The organism is Bartonella gabonensis, from assembly GCF_903679515.1.
Lineage (GTDB): Bacteria > Pseudomonadota > Alphaproteobacteria > Rhizobiales > Rhizobiaceae > Bartonella > Bartonella gabonensis.
In genome coordinates, this window is sequence record NZ_CAHOYM010000007.1 from 1 (window position 1) to 16,501 (window position 16,501).

General features: G+C 36.9%; 13 protein-coding genes and 1 pseudogene. 7 read left to right on the forward strand and 7 right to left on the reverse strand.

The features are described 5' to 3' along the window. Nucleotides 1-320 precede the first annotated feature (320 nt). A pseudogene (locus tag HWX04_RS02595) lies at nucleotides 321-1,781 on the forward strand (amino acid permease). Nucleotides 1,782-1,816: 35 nt separating this feature from the next. Here HWX04_RS02595 and ilvC read toward each other — a convergent pair. From ilvC to HWX04_RS02610, 3 genes are all read right to left on the reverse strand, one after another. Beyond that, a complete protein-coding gene (ilvC, locus tag HWX04_RS02600; RefSeq protein ID WP_175868675.1) occupies nucleotides 1,817-2,836 on the reverse strand; it encodes a ketol-acid reductoisomerase in 1,020 nt (339 codons plus the stop codon). Nucleotides 2,837-3,456: 620 nt separating this feature from the next. Then, the gene (locus HWX04_RS02605; protein WP_175868676.1) at nucleotides 3,457-4,191 is read right to left on the reverse strand and encodes a pyridoxine 5'-phosphate synthase; all 735 of its coding nucleotides are present in this window, start codon (nucleotides 4,189-4,191) and stop codon (nucleotides 3,457-3,459) included. Nucleotides 4,192-4,264: 73 nt separating this feature from the next. Next, on the reverse strand, nucleotides 4,265-5,386 hold the full coding sequence (locus tag HWX04_RS02610) for an ATP-dependent DNA helicase (RefSeq protein WP_175868677.1): 1,122 nt from the start codon (nucleotides 5,384-5,386) through the stop codon (nucleotides 4,265-4,267). A 648-nt stretch (nucleotides 5,387-6,034) separates the two neighbouring features. On the opposite strand from HWX04_RS02610, the gene HWX04_RS08460 reads away from it, so the two are divergent. The 6 genes from HWX04_RS08460 to HWX04_RS08475 all read left to right on the forward strand — a co-directional run bounded on the left by HWX04_RS08460 (nucleotide 6,035) and on the right by HWX04_RS08475 (nucleotide 9,309). Further along, nucleotides 6,035-6,190, forward strand: a complete 156-nt coding sequence (locus HWX04_RS08460; RefSeq protein ID WP_246257352.1) for a hypothetical protein — start codon at nucleotides 6,035-6,037, stop codon at nucleotides 6,188-6,190. A 42-nt stretch (nucleotides 6,191-6,232) separates the two neighbouring features. Further along, the gene (locus tag HWX04_RS08465; RefSeq protein WP_246257354.1) at nucleotides 6,233-6,817 is read left to right on the forward strand and encodes an NAD(P)-dependent oxidoreductase; all 585 of its coding nucleotides are present in this window, start codon (nucleotides 6,233-6,235) and stop codon (nucleotides 6,815-6,817) included. 371 nt (nucleotides 6,818-7,188) lie between these two features. Next, nucleotides 7,189-8,397, forward strand: coding sequence for an MFS transporter (locus HWX04_RS02620; RefSeq protein WP_175868678.1), 1,209 nt, complete (start codon nucleotides 7,189-7,191; stop codon nucleotides 8,395-8,397). Nucleotides 8,398-8,424: 27 nt separating this feature from the next. Next, nucleotides 8,425-8,568: a hypothetical protein gene (locus HWX04_RS02625; protein WP_175868679.1), complete on the forward strand. Its 144-nt coding sequence runs from the start codon at nucleotides 8,425-8,427 to the stop codon at nucleotides 8,566-8,568. Between the two features lie 16 nt (nucleotides 8,569-8,584). After that, the gene (locus HWX04_RS08470) at nucleotides 8,585-8,992 is read left to right on the forward strand and encodes a hypothetical protein (protein ID WP_246257357.1); all 408 of its coding nucleotides are present in this window, start codon (nucleotides 8,585-8,587) and stop codon (nucleotides 8,990-8,992) included. A gap of 20 nt (nucleotides 8,993-9,012) precedes the next feature. Continuing rightward, nucleotides 9,013-9,309: a TauD/TfdA family dioxygenase gene (locus HWX04_RS08475; RefSeq protein ID WP_246257360.1), complete on the forward strand. Its 297-nt coding sequence runs from the start codon at nucleotides 9,013-9,015 to the stop codon at nucleotides 9,307-9,309. Between the two features lie 821 nt (nucleotides 9,310-10,130). On the opposite strand, the gene HWX04_RS02635 is transcribed toward HWX04_RS08475, so the two are convergent. From HWX04_RS02635 to hflC, 4 genes are all read right to left on the reverse strand, one after another. Further along, entirely contained in the window at nucleotides 10,131-11,933 is a 1,803-nt protein-coding gene (locus tag HWX04_RS02635; protein ID WP_175868680.1) for an acetolactate synthase 3 large subunit, read from the reverse strand. A 242-nt stretch (nucleotides 11,934-12,175) separates the two neighbouring features. After that, nucleotides 12,176-13,048, reverse strand: a complete 873-nt coding sequence (miaA, locus tag HWX04_RS02640; protein WP_175868681.1) for a tRNA (adenosine(37)-N6)-dimethylallyltransferase MiaA — start codon at nucleotides 13,046-13,048, stop codon at nucleotides 12,176-12,178. Between the two features lie 840 nt (nucleotides 13,049-13,888). Then, nucleotides 13,889-15,415 carry a Do family serine endopeptidase gene (locus HWX04_RS02645; protein WP_175868682.1) on the reverse strand — a complete coding sequence of 509 codons (1,527 nt, stop codon included), beginning with the start codon at nucleotides 15,413-15,415 and terminating at the stop codon, nucleotides 13,889-13,891. 150 nt (nucleotides 15,416-15,565) lie between these two features. Further along, on the reverse strand, nucleotides 15,566-16,501 hold the full coding sequence (hflC, locus tag HWX04_RS02650; protein ID WP_175868683.1) for a protease modulator HflC: 936 nt from the start codon (nucleotides 16,499-16,501) through the stop codon (nucleotides 15,566-15,568).

Here is a 16,501-nt window from a genome sequence, read left to right on the forward strand (position 1 = left end):
TTTTATATAAAATTATAATTATTACTAATAATAATTTTTAAATATAAAATATATTAGCAAAAAATACAATACAATTATATTAAAAAAATAATAATATATATTAAATATAATTATGTATAAATAACATAAAATAAAATTTTATAATGAAATTTATTTCATATAAAATAATTATAACATTAATTAATAAAATGTTTTCTTTATTTATATAAAATCATAGAAAAAAAATTCTTTACTCATGAGCCATATCATATTCCGATAGAAAGGATTACCTTTTTTAGGGTAATTTTTATCTTAAAATAACTAAAGGGAACGTCCTAAAAATGAACAAACAAAATTTAGAAAGAAAACCTAAGAAAAAATTACAACGTGGACTCCATAACCGCCACATACAACTTATAGCTCTTGGTGGAGCGATTGGTACAGGTCTCTTTATGGGAGCAGGAAAAACAATCAGTGTAGCAGATCCCTCAATCCTTCTCATTTATGCGATTATTGGTTGCGCTCTATACTTTGTCATGCGTGCTATGAGAGAATTATTGCTTTCTAATACACAATACCGATCTTTTATTGACTTCTCGATCGATCTTCTAGGGCCATGTGCAGGATTTTTTATCGGCTGGACATATTGGTTGTGTTGGATTGTCACAGGAACTGCTGAAATTATTGCTATTGTCAGTTATGCGCACTTTTGGTGCCCTGAACTTAATCCATGGATTCCTGTTATCATTGGTCTTATATCCTTTTTAATCCTTAACCTCGTCGCCGTAAAACCCCTTGGCGAACTTGAGTTTTGGTTTGGTTTTATCAAAATCATAGCAATTTTAGTCTTAATTGTTGTGGGATTTTATATGATCTTCACTGGTTTTATCTCTCCAAACGGTACAGTTGCTTCCCTTAGCAATATATGGAATGGAGGAAACCTTTTCCCACGCGGGATTACTGGCTTTTTTGCTGGATTTCAAATTGCTATTTTTGCTTTTGTTGTCATTGAGCTCGCAGGCACAGCGGCTGCTGAAGTAAAAGAGCCTCAAAAAGCCCTACCACAAGCAGTCAATTCAATACCAGTTCGCATTGTATTCTTTTATATTTTCTCTCTTCTTGTGATTATGTCTGTGACACCTTGGGATCAAATCAGTCCAGAGAAAAGCCCTTTTGTAACAATGTATGCACTCATTGGTATTCCAACTGCTGCTGGTTTGATGAACTTTGTTGTCCTCACAGCAGCCGCCTCTTCAGCAAATAGTGGAATTTTTTCTACCAGCCGTATGGTATTATGGGCTAGCAACACAAAAAGGAGCTCCTAAATTTTTAGGAAAACTTTCTCGTAATCACGTTCCAGCCAACGCATTATTCTTTTCATGTTTATGCATCTTATTAGGTTATGCGGTTGTAACGTTATCTCAAACCCTCATAGCTGCTTTTACAATTGTTACGACAATTGCCGCAACGTTGTTTATATTTGTATGGTCTATCATTTTGATCAGCTATATCGTCTATCGTCGCAATCGTCCCCTCCAGCATACGATCTCTCCTTATAAAATGCCAGGGGGGGCTGTTATGTATTGGGCGCTTCTTATGTTCTTTGCATTCATTATTTATTGTCATTAAAAGCAGATACCGCCATAGCTTTAAAATACACGCCAGCATGGTTTGTATTTCTAGGCATTGTATATTTTTTTTGGAAGAAAAGATTATGCAAAAACTTGAAAAAGAAAGTCTATATACAAAAAACATATAAAAAAGGGCAACTAAAGTTACCCTTTTTTGATAYCTGTCTATAAAATTATAAACGTGACAAAATATCTCTGTAGAGACTTCAATTACGTTCTTTATCAACCAAAGCATTGGATTTTATCCAAGGCATCATAGAACGAAGTTTTTTACCAACTTCTTCAATAGGATGATTATCATTTAAACACCGCATACTTTTAAAATGAGCAGCACCAGCCTTATATTCTTGAATCCAATTCGATGTAAATTTACCCGTTTGAATATCTTTTAATATACGTTTCATTTCTGCTCTGGTTTCATCGGTAATCACACGTGGACCAGACATATATTCACCCCATTCCGCTGTATTCGAAATCGAATAATTCATATTAGCAATGCCCCCTTCATACATGAGATCAACAATCAATTTAACCTCATGTAAACACTCAAAATAAGCCATTTCTGGTGCATAACCTGCTTGTGTTAGTGTTTCATAGCCTGCTCGAATAAGCTCAACAAGACCACCACACAGAACCGCTTGTTCACCAAAGAGATCAGTTTCACACTCTTCTTTAAATGTTGTTTCAATCACCCCAGCACGTCCACCACCAAGTCCACATGCATAAGATAATGCTACATTATGAGCATACCCTGAAGCATCTTGCGCCACCGCTATTAAACAAGGAACACCACAACCCCGTTGATATTCATGACGAACCGTATGCCCTGGACCTTTAGGAGCAATCATCACAATATCAACGGTTTTTTTAGGTTCAATGAGACCAAAATGAATACTCAAACCATGAGCAAAAGCAATCGCCGCCCCATCCCGTAAGTGGTCATGAATATGCTCTTTATAAATATCAGCTTGCAACTCATCTGGTGTTGCCATCATGATGAGATCTGCCCATTTTGCTGCTTCAGCAACACTCACCACTTCAAAACCATCGGCCATAGCCTTTTTAACTGTTTCCGACCCTGAACGCAAAGCTATTTGCACATTTTGAACACCGGAATCTTTCAAATTTAAAGCATGCGCACGCCCTTGAGAACCATAACCAACAATGGCCACTTTTTTTCCTTTAATGAGATTAACATCTGCATCACGATCATAATAAACACGCATAAAATACTTCCTTTTCTCTAGCTTTAAATTGAATTTCAGATTATTTTTATTGAATAAAAAGTTAAAAACGACCTTAAGTGTTTTACACACTATAAATAAAAAAAACACCGCTTATAATAACAAGGAAATTGGGCAATCTTTTAAAATTTATACATGGCATAAAAAAATTATGGCCCCTAAACCCCTCAAAAACATATCCGGCTCCCAAACAGACCTTAACTGCCGCTTTACAAAAACGACATATTATACAAAATAATACTTCTGCAAAAAATACATGTACTAAGATTCTATTCTTCTGCATAATGAAGTATTGTACCTTAAAATTAAAGACACAGCATACAATCTTTAACATGAACCAAATTAAAATAGATAGCAAGAAAAATTATAAATAAGAATTATCGTTTTTATATTTAAACCTTTGATAGTCACTCTCTTCCATAAACTTAATTATAATGGAAATCACCACCAATCGTTTCAATAAACTATAGCATCTCTGTTGTGATCACTATAAGAGCCGCAAATAGTTTTATTTATTGAAACAGATGCAAAATTATTTCTTCGCAACAAACTAACAGAGCTTTTTAGAAAAATCCATCTTACCTCTTTGTATAGAGAAAATATTATACCAATAACTGTATAAAACGCTGAACAGTGTTACGCATTCCATATTCTAACGCATCTGCAATGAGCCCATGACCAATAGAAACTTCCTCAAGCCAAGGAATATGATGAACAAGAGCGGGAAGATTTGTAATGGTCAGATCATGCCCTGCGTTAACACCTAATTGCAGCTCTTGAGCTCTTTTTGCTGCTAAAACAAGTTTATTGAGCTCCTTATCCTGTTTAGTCTTGTCGTTAAATGCTCCCCCATAAGGTCCTGTATAAAACTCCACATGATCAGCCCCTATCGCTTTAGCAATATCAAGCCCTTCAACAACAGGATCAGCAAATAACGACACGCGAATTTTTTTTGCTTTCAAGCGTTGCACAATAGGTGCCAAAAATTCTGCATGGCGAGAAAAATCCCAACCATGATCAGAAGTTGACTGAGCTGGATCATCAGGAACAAGAGTAATCTGATCAGCATATTTTTCTGCTATATCCAAAAAAACATTACTTGGATAACCTTCAATATTAAATTCAGCACTAGGAAATGTGCTGTTCATTAAATCATCGATATCTGGCAAATCCGTAAAACGAATATGTCTTTCATCAGGGCGCGGATGAACCGTCAAACCCGCTGCTCCAGCTGTAAGCGCTATATGCCCAATAGTTTTGACATTTGGCCAAGGTAGATTACGCCTATTGCGCAAAACAGCAATAGCATTAAGATTAACCGAAAGTTTTATCGCCACGCCTACTCCCATTTTCATATACAATTCAAAACCAGAAAAATATATCCACCAATACCCAGAGAATAAGTTTTCTCTATCGAACAATTGTCAAACGCTCTGCCGCACGTGTAATTCCCGTATAAAGCCAGCGCGTAGACATATCACGAAAGGCAAAACTTTCATCAAACAAAACGACATCATCCCATTGAGAACCTTGCGCTTTATGAACTGTTAATGCGTAACCATAATCAAAATCATCATATCGCTTTTTTAATGCCCAGGAAATCTCATTATCAGGGTTTTCAAACGCTGCTTTTAAAAGTTTAATTTTTGCTACCCCACGCTCACTTTCTTCTGGTTTCACAAGAAGATTAATACTTGGTTTAACTGTCTCCTTCTGTGAAGTCATCACCTTCCATAAAGAACCATTTAACAAACCTTTAGAAGGATCATTTCGCAAACACACAAGCTTATCTCCCGTTTGCGGATAATCTGCTGTAAATCCCTTCAAAGCACGCAAACGCTGATTATAAAGATGCCGTGTTCGATTGATTCCAACCAAGACCTGATCAGCATCTAAAACCAATTGCTGATCAACCTCTTTGCGTGTAATAACGCGCGCTGCACCATAATCGCCATAAGCAATATCGCGTCCTTCACGCACATCCATAGCAAGCCGTATAATCGGATTATCACGTGCTTGCCGATGAATTTCTGAAAGAAGAAAATCGGGTTCACCATTGGAAAAAAACCCTCCTCCTGATATGGGAGGCAATTGACCTGGATCACCAAGAACAAGAATAGGTGTTCGAAAACTCATTAAATCACGCGCCAATTGTTCATCGACCATAGAGCACTCATCAACAATAATGAGTTTAGCTTGTGCAGCAGCACTTCTTCGATTTAATCTAAATGTCGGTGTGATAGACTTTTTTCCCGTAATTTCATCGGAAACTTCCTCTTCCCCACGCGGACAATAAATCAGCGAATGAATCGTGCAAGCATTACTGGCACCTTTAGAGCGCAAAACCTGCGCAGCCTTTCCTGTAAAAGCAGCAAACTGGACAGAACCATCAACTGTTTCTGCAAAATAGCGCGCAAGCGTCGTCTTGCCCGTCCCCGCATAGCCAAAAAGGCGAAAAAGAGGAGAACGCCCTTCCCTCAACCACGCGGCAACAGCCTTTAATGCACTATCCTGTTCTGACGAAAACTGCATGGCCTACCAACATAAGATTTGCATAAAAAGAGCAGTATTTTGAACAAACCCGACGATCAAAAAAAACTTTTTTATGAAGAATTGCTGACACACGCCCATCTAACAACTTTCGTAGCACAATTATCAATTACTTACCCATTGCTTTTTCAAGATATTGTAACAATCTAAATTTTCTCTATACACCGATCCTCGATGTAACACCAACAATGGAATATGCATATCTTAAATTTAAAATAACACCTATATACACTTTTTCTAACCAAAATTTTAAAATGAGAAAAAGAGCATTGCAATTGCAAAACCCTCGCTAGAAAAAATGTCCTTAACAGGATAAGAATAATATAATTTTATGAATACTATTTTACACAATCAATCAGATTCCTTAAACATAAAAATAAAATACATCCACTATTACGAAATAATAATTTAAATATACAAAAACCTTTTGGCAGAAATAGAAACACTCTCAACAAAACAACTTAATTCTATAGTGGATACATCCATAAAGTTCCTATCTCCCTCTTATCATGATTTTAATAAATTGACTCTTCGGGCTAAAAATAAGTTATATCTTAGCAAATAAAAGAGAGACATCACGCTTATATGAAGCACACTTCACCTCGCACAAATATGTAGGGGAGGTTTAAATTGAAAATATTAATTCCAGATGACTATCAAAAAGCCACCCTAACATTACAGTCTATTACAAAATTAATGAAATCGCATGAAGTGCTGGTTATAAATAATTTAGCTAAAGAATGTGATTTAGAAGATAAGCTCAAAGAGATAGATATTCTTATCTGAATCAGAGAGCGGACTATAGTTGATAGAAATCTTCTCCTGAAATTGCCAAATTTAAAATTAATCTGCCAAACAGGCCCTATAGGTTCCCATATTGATATAGAAGCATGTAGAGACTTAGGAATTAAAATATTAGACGGTGGTGGAGATCCAACTTCTGCTGCTGAATTTGCATGGCTCTTAATGATGTCTGCGCGTAGAAAACTCTATAAATCTGTATCTGATATGCAAAAAGGACAATGGCAAACAACATTTGGCAACCAAATGAAAGGGGCTACTCTTGGAATATTTTGGTTTGGGTGTATTGGTAAAATGGTTGCTCAATATGCTCAAGCTTTTGGCATGTCAATTTTGGTTTATGGGAGCGAACGTTCAACGCAAGAAGCGAAAAATTTAGGTTATCATTTTACGCATTCAAAAGATGAATTTTTTACACGTCCTGACATTATATTCGTACATTTACGTTTAAGCGATAAAACCAGAGGAATCATTCAATTAGATGACCTATTAAGCATGAAATCTCATGCTATTTTTGTCAACACAGCGCGTTCAGCTTTGGTTGAAAAAGGGGCGATAGAAAAAAATACTAAGTTTGGAAAATTCAACTTATTTTGCACTGGATGTTTATAACAACGAGCCAGTATATGAGAGCAAATTATTGCAATCAGATAGAGTTCTTTGCACACCGCATTTGGGCTATGTAACTGAAGAAAGCTTTGAGAATTATATTGAAAAAGCTTGCCAAAATATAGCGTCTTTTATGAAGAGCGCTTAATGCCAATTAATCCAATGTTTGTAAAATTTATTCTTTATCGCTAACGTGTCAAATTTGCACGACACATAATAGCTTATTTCCTTAAATTAAGCATATTCCTTAGCTTTCATATTAATACCAATCCTATTGACAGATTTTTATGTCATCAGCATAAAATACCTAATTGTTACAATAATTATTAAAAAGGCTAACCTGCCAAATTACCCTTTGATTGGAGGTGGCATGGATGAGCAATAATAAACTTATAGAAAAAAATTATTATCGATGGATTGTATTGCTTGTTGCCACGATCGTTCAAGCATCAGCCTGCTTTTTTGTTCAAGGGTTTGGTCCTTCAGCTGAATTTTTCAAGAAGGACTTCTCGCTTAGTGACTCTCAGATAGGCTTGCTGTCTTCAGCAGCGCAGTTCCTCCCTATTATTTGGTTACTTGTAGCTGGCGAATTACTAGACAAGTTTAACGAGCGCTATATTGTTGGAGTTGGCGCACTCGGCGTTTCTGTCGCTCTTTTGTTGGGAGCAATTTCAGATAACTATATTTCCCTTTTGATTTGTTTGCTCATTGTAGGGGGATTTTATAGTTCTGCTCAACCCGGTGGTGCTAAATCTGTTTCTTCATGGTTTCCACAATCGCAGCGCGGATTTGCAATGGGAATAAGACAAGCGGGGCTACCATTAGGTGGGGCATTAGCTGGAATAGTTCTTCCTGCTAGTGCACTTGTCTATGGCATAAAAGGTGCATTTTTGGTTGGCGCCATCGTTTCTTTTTTAGGTGGATGTATATTTATTATTTTTTCTCACTCACCAGCAAAAGTGATAGCTATCGTTCCAGAAAGCAAGGCAAGAGTTTCGTTCTATGCCAATGTAAGATCTCATCTTGCAATGTTGGCTGCACCGCATATGAAGAATATTATTTTTTCAGGCGTTTCACTTGTGATCGTTCAATATGTTTTAACCATTTTTATAACGGTTTATTTTTATAGAATCTATCACCTATCTTTAGATAAAAGTGCTTATTTGTTTTTTGTTTCACAAGCTTCTGGTGCCTTAGGAAGAATTATTTTAGCAGCGTGGAATGATCATTGTAGAAAAGGACGATTTTTTTCTGTCTTGTTTTGCATGATTGCGGTAGTTTTTGGATTTTTAATATTAATTTTGGGCATTAGTGAATCCATAATTTATTTAACTATTTTATCTGCTTGGTTAGTTTTTTTTGGATTGGGATGGTATGGTTTTTGGGTTGCTTATATTGTAGACTCTTCACCAAAGGAAAGCGTTGGCTTTTCTCTGGGTTTAGCAATGTCTGTAAATCAAATCGCAATTATTACTGCTCCACCATTATTTGGATTAATCCAAGATTTTACCGACACTTATTTACTAACATGGCTGATTTTAATTTTAATGATTGTTTGTTCACTTTTCTTAATAAAAAAGTAAAGAAATATAGCTGGGGAGGAAATTATAATGATAAATGAAAATATTTTTGAATTGAGCAACATAGAAAGAGACAAACTTTGGGAAGCTCTAGAGCATGTTATTTATGATCCATACGGTGGTATTGAATATTCGGTTGAGCTAAAAAATAGCATTTTCGCTGCTACCACATAGAATATTGACAATTCTTATGAAGCAAAAGATATCTATTACCCCTAGACCATATTTAATCTTTGAAAACCTTCCAATTGAGAGACAAATTAACACATCACCTAATCCTTATAATTTAGATGCGTCTTGTAAAAGTAGCTCTATGAGTGAAAATTTAATTATGATGTTTTCTTTATTAATCGGAGAGCCTTATTCAAGTAAGTTTGAAGGCGAACATATAGTAAATAACCTAGTTCCTTTAGAGGATAATAAAAAAGATTATACAGGATTAGGACCTGAAGTTGAGTTAGATTTTCATATAGAAAATGCTGCACTAAAATTTATAAAAGGTTTAAATTTATCTCCTAAAGGGATACTTTTAACTGGTGTTTTCGCAATGATGTCGATGACCCGTCAACGAGAATATCTGATACTCGTCTCGCTTTAAAACTTTCAAGTGAGGAGGATTTGAGTAGCTTAAGGGATAATTTATATATAATGAATGTTCCCTATAGATGGAGAAAAAATGGGGTAACCTCTACAAGTAAAGTGCCCCTTATTCAAGGGGACAGTGAATTCCAAGATATTAGCGCTGTTTTTTATCCGAGCATGTTAGAACCACAGTCAAAAAAAGCCAAGGAGGCTTTAGATCATTTTTATGAAGCTATTAAGGCTGTATCTTTTGGAATTGCTGTACAACCAGGAAGATTATTATACATTGATAACAGAATGGCTCTACACTCTAGAGATAAATTTTGGGGATGATTTGATCGTTATGAAAATTCAATGCGGTGGATTCAAAGAGTGTTTGTGTCTGCAGATTTATGGAATCATAGATGCATAGAACAAATAAAAGAAAGAGTATTTGATTTTCAATGTTAATGTCCTGATAATGATATGATATTGAGTATTATTCTGGTTTATATATTGACTACACGTCGCATACGTATAGATTTCTCTCGCTTAAATTAGGTGAGGTTACGACCTGATTATAAGCTATGGTGGCTAATTGATTTTCTATGGCTGCATTTGATCTTTATTATTTTTGCCCTTCCTTTCAAGCCGCTAGGGGAATTCTCCTATCAAACCCTTGAAAGTTAGAGTAATTTCAGAATGCGAAACCAAAACATAGTGACAAACTTTTCTATTGTTTTCATAAGTATGCCAGTTTTCATGGTTGCACCCTTCAAGCACGCTGGCTTTTTTCTTGCACGATGGAATCCTTCATATATAAGAAAACATAATTAATTTAGAATAGATAATTCAATGTATTATCTAAAAAATGCAACAAAAAAGCTATTAATGTGAACATATGAATTAAAAACAAACATCGCATACAAATAAATTCAAGCATTATTGGACACACAACTTATAACATTGTTAAAATGAACAAATAATAATACACCCCATGTTTTTATGTTGATAAATCTTGCTTTGAGAGACTTTGTAGCTGGACATTTTGCTAAAATCTTCAGGAACCCTGCATGGCTTTCTCACTTGGACTCTCTACAAAGAAGAGACAGAAATGAAGGCTCCAAAAAGACTTCATCATCACCATCTTTCACTATTTGATTAATATATTCCTTTTATACAAGAATCTTTCCCTCAGAAGACACAGCATTTTCAACAGCTTCCTCGCTTGCCTCATCAGGTAATAACATCTCATTATGGGCACAGCCCGATGGGATCATGGGAAAACAATTTTCTAAATGATACACACGGCAATCAAAAAGAACAGGCTTATCACTGTCAATCATTTGCTGAATTTTATTATCAAGTTCATCGGGTTTTGAACAATGAATCCCTAGGGCTCCATAAGCTTGTGCCAATTTCACAAAGTCAGGCATCGATTTCATATAAGAATGAGAAAGACGATTACCATGCAACAATTGCTGCCACTGGCGAACCATCCCCATATATTGATTATTTAAAATAAAAATTTTCACAGGTGTGTCATGCTGAATAGCCGTTGCAAGCTCTTGAATATTCATCTGAATGGAGGCATCACCAGAAATACACACAACAAGTGCATCAGGATGAGCTATTTGAACACCAATCGCCGCAGGAAGACCATACCCCATTGTTCCAAGCCCACCAGAAGTCATCCAATGTTTTGGTTCATCAAAGTGATAATATTGCGCTGCCCACATCTGATGCTGCCCGACATCCGTTGTAATGTAAGCACGAACATCTTTGGTCAGTACATACAGCCGTTCAAGAGCATATTGAGGCATGATAACATCTTTTTTTTCCATATATGCCAATGAATTACGAGCTCTCCAGCGATTAATTTTCATCCACCATATTTTTCGACGTTCTTGATCAAACTTTAATTGATGTTCATGCAAATGTTGCATTATATCTGCCAAAACATGCGCCACATCGCCAATAAGTGGAACTTCTGCCTTGACAATTTTATTGATGGAAGAAGGATCAATATCAATATGAATAATACGAGCATGAGGTGCAAATGCATCAAGACGCCCCGTGATACGATCATCAAACCGTGCTCCAACAGCCAACATAACATCACAATCATGCATGGCCATATTAGCCTCATAGGTTCCGTGCATACCCAGCATTCCGAGCCAATTTTTACCAGAAGCAGGATAAGCGCCAAGTCCCATTAAGGTTGAAGTAATTGGAAAATCTCCCCATTGAACCAAATTACGCAAGAGCTGTACAGCTTGAGTCCCCGATGAAATAACACCACCCCCAGAATAAATAACAGGGCGCTTTGCCTCAACTAAAAGAGAAACAGCCGATTTGATAGCCTCATGATTATTCCCCTTAAACGATGGAGAAAAATGTAAAGATTCCTGAACTTTAGGCGCTCTATAAAATCCTGAAGCAAATTGAACATCCTTAGGAATATCAATCAAAACCGGTCCTGGACGCCCTGATTGAGCAAGAGAAAAAGCCTCATGAATAATGTCCGCAAGATCATTAACATTTTTAACCAGCCAATTACGCTTCGTACAAGGCTTTGTAATTCCAACTGTATCCGCTTCTTGAAAGCCATTTGTTCCAATTATCGTTGTCGCTACCTGACCAGAAAAACAAACAAGAGGTATAGAATCCATAAGAGCATCTTGCAAAGGTGTAACAGCATTCGTTGCCCCTGGACCAGAAGTCACAAGCATCACACCGACCTTCCCTGTGCTGCGTGCATAACCTTCAGCAGCATGCCCTGCTGCCTGTTCATGACGCACCAAAATATGCTGCAGTGAATTTTGTTGATAAAGTACATCAAAAATAGGAAGAACAGCCCCACCAGGATAACCAAAAATATGTTGAACCCCTTGATCTATAAGAGCCTGAACCACTATTTCAGCCCCAGACATTACTTTTCCATCTGCACTCTCTTGCTGTCTTGGATCATTTCTCATCTTTCCCACTCACCTACTTGTTAGGACAATAAAAAAGCCCCTGAAGGAGCCTATAAAAAAAGGCTCTGAGAGAGCCTACTACACACAAAAACATATATTGTATGATTACCCCCTTATTCCAACGCACAAAACCTACCAGGAAAAGCCCTCCTGTAAAGGGGTTTTTAATGATATTGATAGCATCCGTCAATAAAAAATTAATATTTTCTTAAAAATTTCTTCTTAAAGCTCCAGCTCTTTTATCAAGAGATAAGCATCCATTCTTCATCAAATTGATGACGAAACCATGTTATTTGCCTTTTTGCATATCTCCTCGTTTGTGTTTTCACAGCTTCCAGAGCATTTTCAAAGCTTCTATATCCATCCAAATAAGCCATAAATTCAGGTATACCAATCGCTTTCATCGCTGGTAACGAAGGGGAGAGCTTAAGTTTTTTCATGGCCATCACCTCTTCTAAAGCACCTCTTTCAATCATAGAATCCAAACGTTTATGAATGCGTTCATAAAGCAGAGGACGTGGTCGCATCAGAAGAATTTTTTCAGCACAATTAGGCGCAATAAAAGGCGTTGTTTTTTGCGTCTGCCACCAACTGAGCTTCTCACCGGTTGCATCATAAACTTCCAAAGCACGGACAATACGCTGTCCATCTTGCGACGAAATTTTTTCAGCGACAACCGCATCAATCTGCCACAATTGGCGATAAAGACTTGCAACGCCTTCTTTATCAAGCAGCAAACGCCATTTCTGCCGCACAACATCTGGAACATGAGGGATTTGCGAAATCCCCTCTAAAAGAGCACGAAAATAAAGTCCTGTTCCACCAACAAAAATAACTGACCTCGATGTAAAAGTAACCAACAGCTTCTCAACATCACATAACCATTGCCCTACTGAATAATTCAAAGTAGGACTCACATGACCATAAAGATAATGGGGAACAACCGCGGTATCAGCCTCCTTGGGTCGTGCTGTTAAAATATTTAAAACGTCATAAACCTGCATTGAATCAGTGTTAATAATGAGAGCATTTCTTTCTTGAGCCATTTGTAAAGCAAGTTCTGATTTTCCACTCGCCGTGGGCCCTGCTATCAATGTAATTGTTCTCTGTGTCATGAAGAGCAATCCTCCCAATCAGCAACTTATTACAACATGCATGGCTGTTCGCAAAGCCCCTGTATTTTTTCTCGATTATCATAAAGTAAAAACTTTAAACAAAAATACGAACAAGACTTCTCCTTAAGATAAAGAAACCCCTTATAAAAATAATACTAAGCTAAACCTATACAATCAAACAGATTTATTTTTTTCCTATAACAACAGCATATTGCTCTGACTTATAATAAGAGCCTCTGAAACTTTCTTCTTCACGCTTTCTTTTTTATCATTATTTTTTCATTCATCGAAAAGAAAGATATCAATATATCACTAATTGATTGAAACCAATACGATTTTCTACGGAATAACTTTTTCAAACTGAAGAGAAAAAACATCCTCTACAGCACAAAAAATACAATCACAAACCGCTGAAAATCTCCCTAGATAAAATATTATTTATAATAGTTGAGCGTTTTGCAATTTGCATGCAAGACTCCAATATCATAAGATTTACTTATTTTACCCACTCTCTCATAAGGCATGATATCAATACCATTCACCTGCACAATCCAAAGATATAAAAATCACCTTAAGAAAGATGGCAAATATCTCTCCTATACATTTCAAAGCAAAAGCTTTTGCAATATTGAAAACCAGCAAATACTATTCCAACTTACACTTTTATTCAGCGAAAAAATGGAAGAGTCCTATGGATTTTATGTTATACAATCCATACTCTCCATCGTGAAACGGTTTTTTTAAATACTAAAGGTTACACGAGTAAGTTACCTAAATACCCATATATTAAGGCTAATAAAAAACAAAAAACGAATTCTTTAAACATCAATTCATTAGGCATCAATCCATTGGGAACGTTACGAACCGTAACTCTCCATCTGGACGCGCTACAATAAATAGAGCATTTTTGCGTCCAGCTTCACGTAATTTATGAAGACGTTTTTTAGCCTCATCAATTGTTGTAATAGCACTTTGATTGATATCAACAATCACTTCACCAACGCGAATACGCTTTTTATCCGCGGCGCTATTTTGTGCAACAGATGTCACCACGAGTCCTTGAAGTTTATCTGAAATTGAATAACGATGACGCAAATCCTCTGTCAATTCAGCTAACGTCATTCCCATCAATTGTAATGTCACGCTTTTCGGCAGATCATTATTTTTTTTATCATCAACTTCTTCTTCTGTATCTTCATTATCATCGGTCTCAATCAAACGTCCAAGCTTAACCTTTACGGTTTTTTCTTGCCCATTCCGTAAAATAGTAACATCCACAACTCTTCCTGCTGAACTCTCCGCAACCAAACGCGGCAAATCACGTGCACGCTTAATTTTGGAATTCCCAAAGGAAAGAATAATATCTCCAGTTTGCAACTGGCTATTATCAATATTATTTTTTTCCGTCTGTTCTATTTTACCAGCCACCAATGCTCCTACAGCATTGTCTAGTTTTAAACTTTTTGCAATATCCTCTGTTACCGGCTGAATACGAACAGCCAACCAACCACGCCTTATCTCTCCAAAATTACGTAACTGATTAATAACAGCAAGAGCCATATCCGATGGAATAGCAAACCCTATACCAATCGATCCGCCAGAAGGAGAAACTATTGCTGTATTAATGCCAATGACTTCACCCTTTCTATCAAATAACGGACCACCAGAATTGCCTCGATTAATCGCTGCATCTGTTTGAATAAAATTATCATAGGGACCAGCATTAAGATCACGGTTACGGGCAGAAATAATACCAACCGTTACACTCCCACCAAAACCATAAGGATTACCAATAGCCATAACCCAGTCACCAATACGTGCTTTTTCTGAGTCACCAAAACGCACAGCTTTTAATTTTTTACTCCCCGCATCCACTTGAAGCAGCGCCAAATCCGTTTTGCTATCCTTGCCAAGGAGCTTTGCTTTGAGTTTTGTACCATCCGTAAAATTCACTTCAATATCATCAGAATCAACGATAACATGATAATTTGTAACAATAATCCCTTTTTGCGCATCAATTACAAAACCAGACCCCAAAGAACGCACCTTTTGAAATTGACTATTTTTTTGCCCCTCTTTGGGTGTAAAAAAATCATTAAAATATTCTTCCAGCAATGAATCTTTGGGAATAACGGGTACCGAAGTATTTTCATCCTGCTCTGTTCCTTCAACAGTCTGTGCCGTAGAAATATTCACAACAGTCTCTAAAAGCTCAGAAGCTAAATCAGGAACAGAAAGCAATGTCTTGTTTGTCTCTGCGCCCCAAGACAAACGCATGGATCCTGAGAAAAACAAAATCACACAAAAAACAACTCTTGTGATAAAAGACTTCAAAAACGTATTTCTACTCACGACACTTCTATCCATGACATGCCTTTAAACCAAAGCTGCAAAGAGCCTTACTCAATATTTATTATGCAAAATCAGTAAAGCTTAACATTCTCTGACATTCATCATAAAAACAAACAACTATAGAGCATACTTCTCATACGAGTATCCTCCCTACATTGTTACTTTCTATTCCCCACCGGACTTTGAATCAGTTTTACTCAAACTAGGACTCATTGTAGATGAAAGTTTTTTCTTTGCTTGCAAAGGATTGCGAAAATAAAAAAAGAAATCTTCATTTAGCGAAATGACCATCGGAACTCTCTCTAAATTCTTATACTGTTCCATCGCTAACCAAAAGTCGTAAAAAGATGGATTCGCTTCCCGCGCATTGAGTAAAATGCGAATATTTTCAGCCTGTCCTTCACCGCGCGTAATTTCAGCATCACGCTTTGCAGCCGCCACAATTTCCTCATATTCACGATTTGCCTCTGCGACAATACGATCTCGCTCTTGTTGACCGCGAGCTCGAATATTTTCCGCAACCGCTTCCCGCTCCGCAGCCATTTGCCGATAAACATCTTCTGAAACAGCATCGGTTAAGTCGGTTTTTCGAATACGCACATCAACAATCCGAATACCCAGCGAACCTGCATCTATAGAAAATTGCCTTTGAACCTCCGCCATCATCGCACCGCGTTCATCCGATAAAGCTGCTTTAAATTCTCGCTTACCATAAACAGCCCGCAAAGCGTCAATAAAGCGTGGTGCAAGATTCTCACGTGCTGCAATTTGCGGACGCCCTGAAGCAATACGCTGTAAAAACAATTTAGGATCCGTGATACGATAAATAAAGAACGCATCCACTTCATAATAAGCCCCTCCACGAACTTGCACAGATTGCGTAGGAACATCGTAACGCAACAACCGATTATCCACCACAATCATCTTATCCACAAAAGGCATTTTCACATAAATTCCAGGATTAGATTCTACCTTAACGATTTGTCCAAAACGCTTAATAGCGACTTGTTGACGAGGATAGACAACAAAAAATGACATCCATAAAACCATCAAAAAGAATGCTATAGCACTGCATATAAACAAGAAACGGGACTGCTGCAT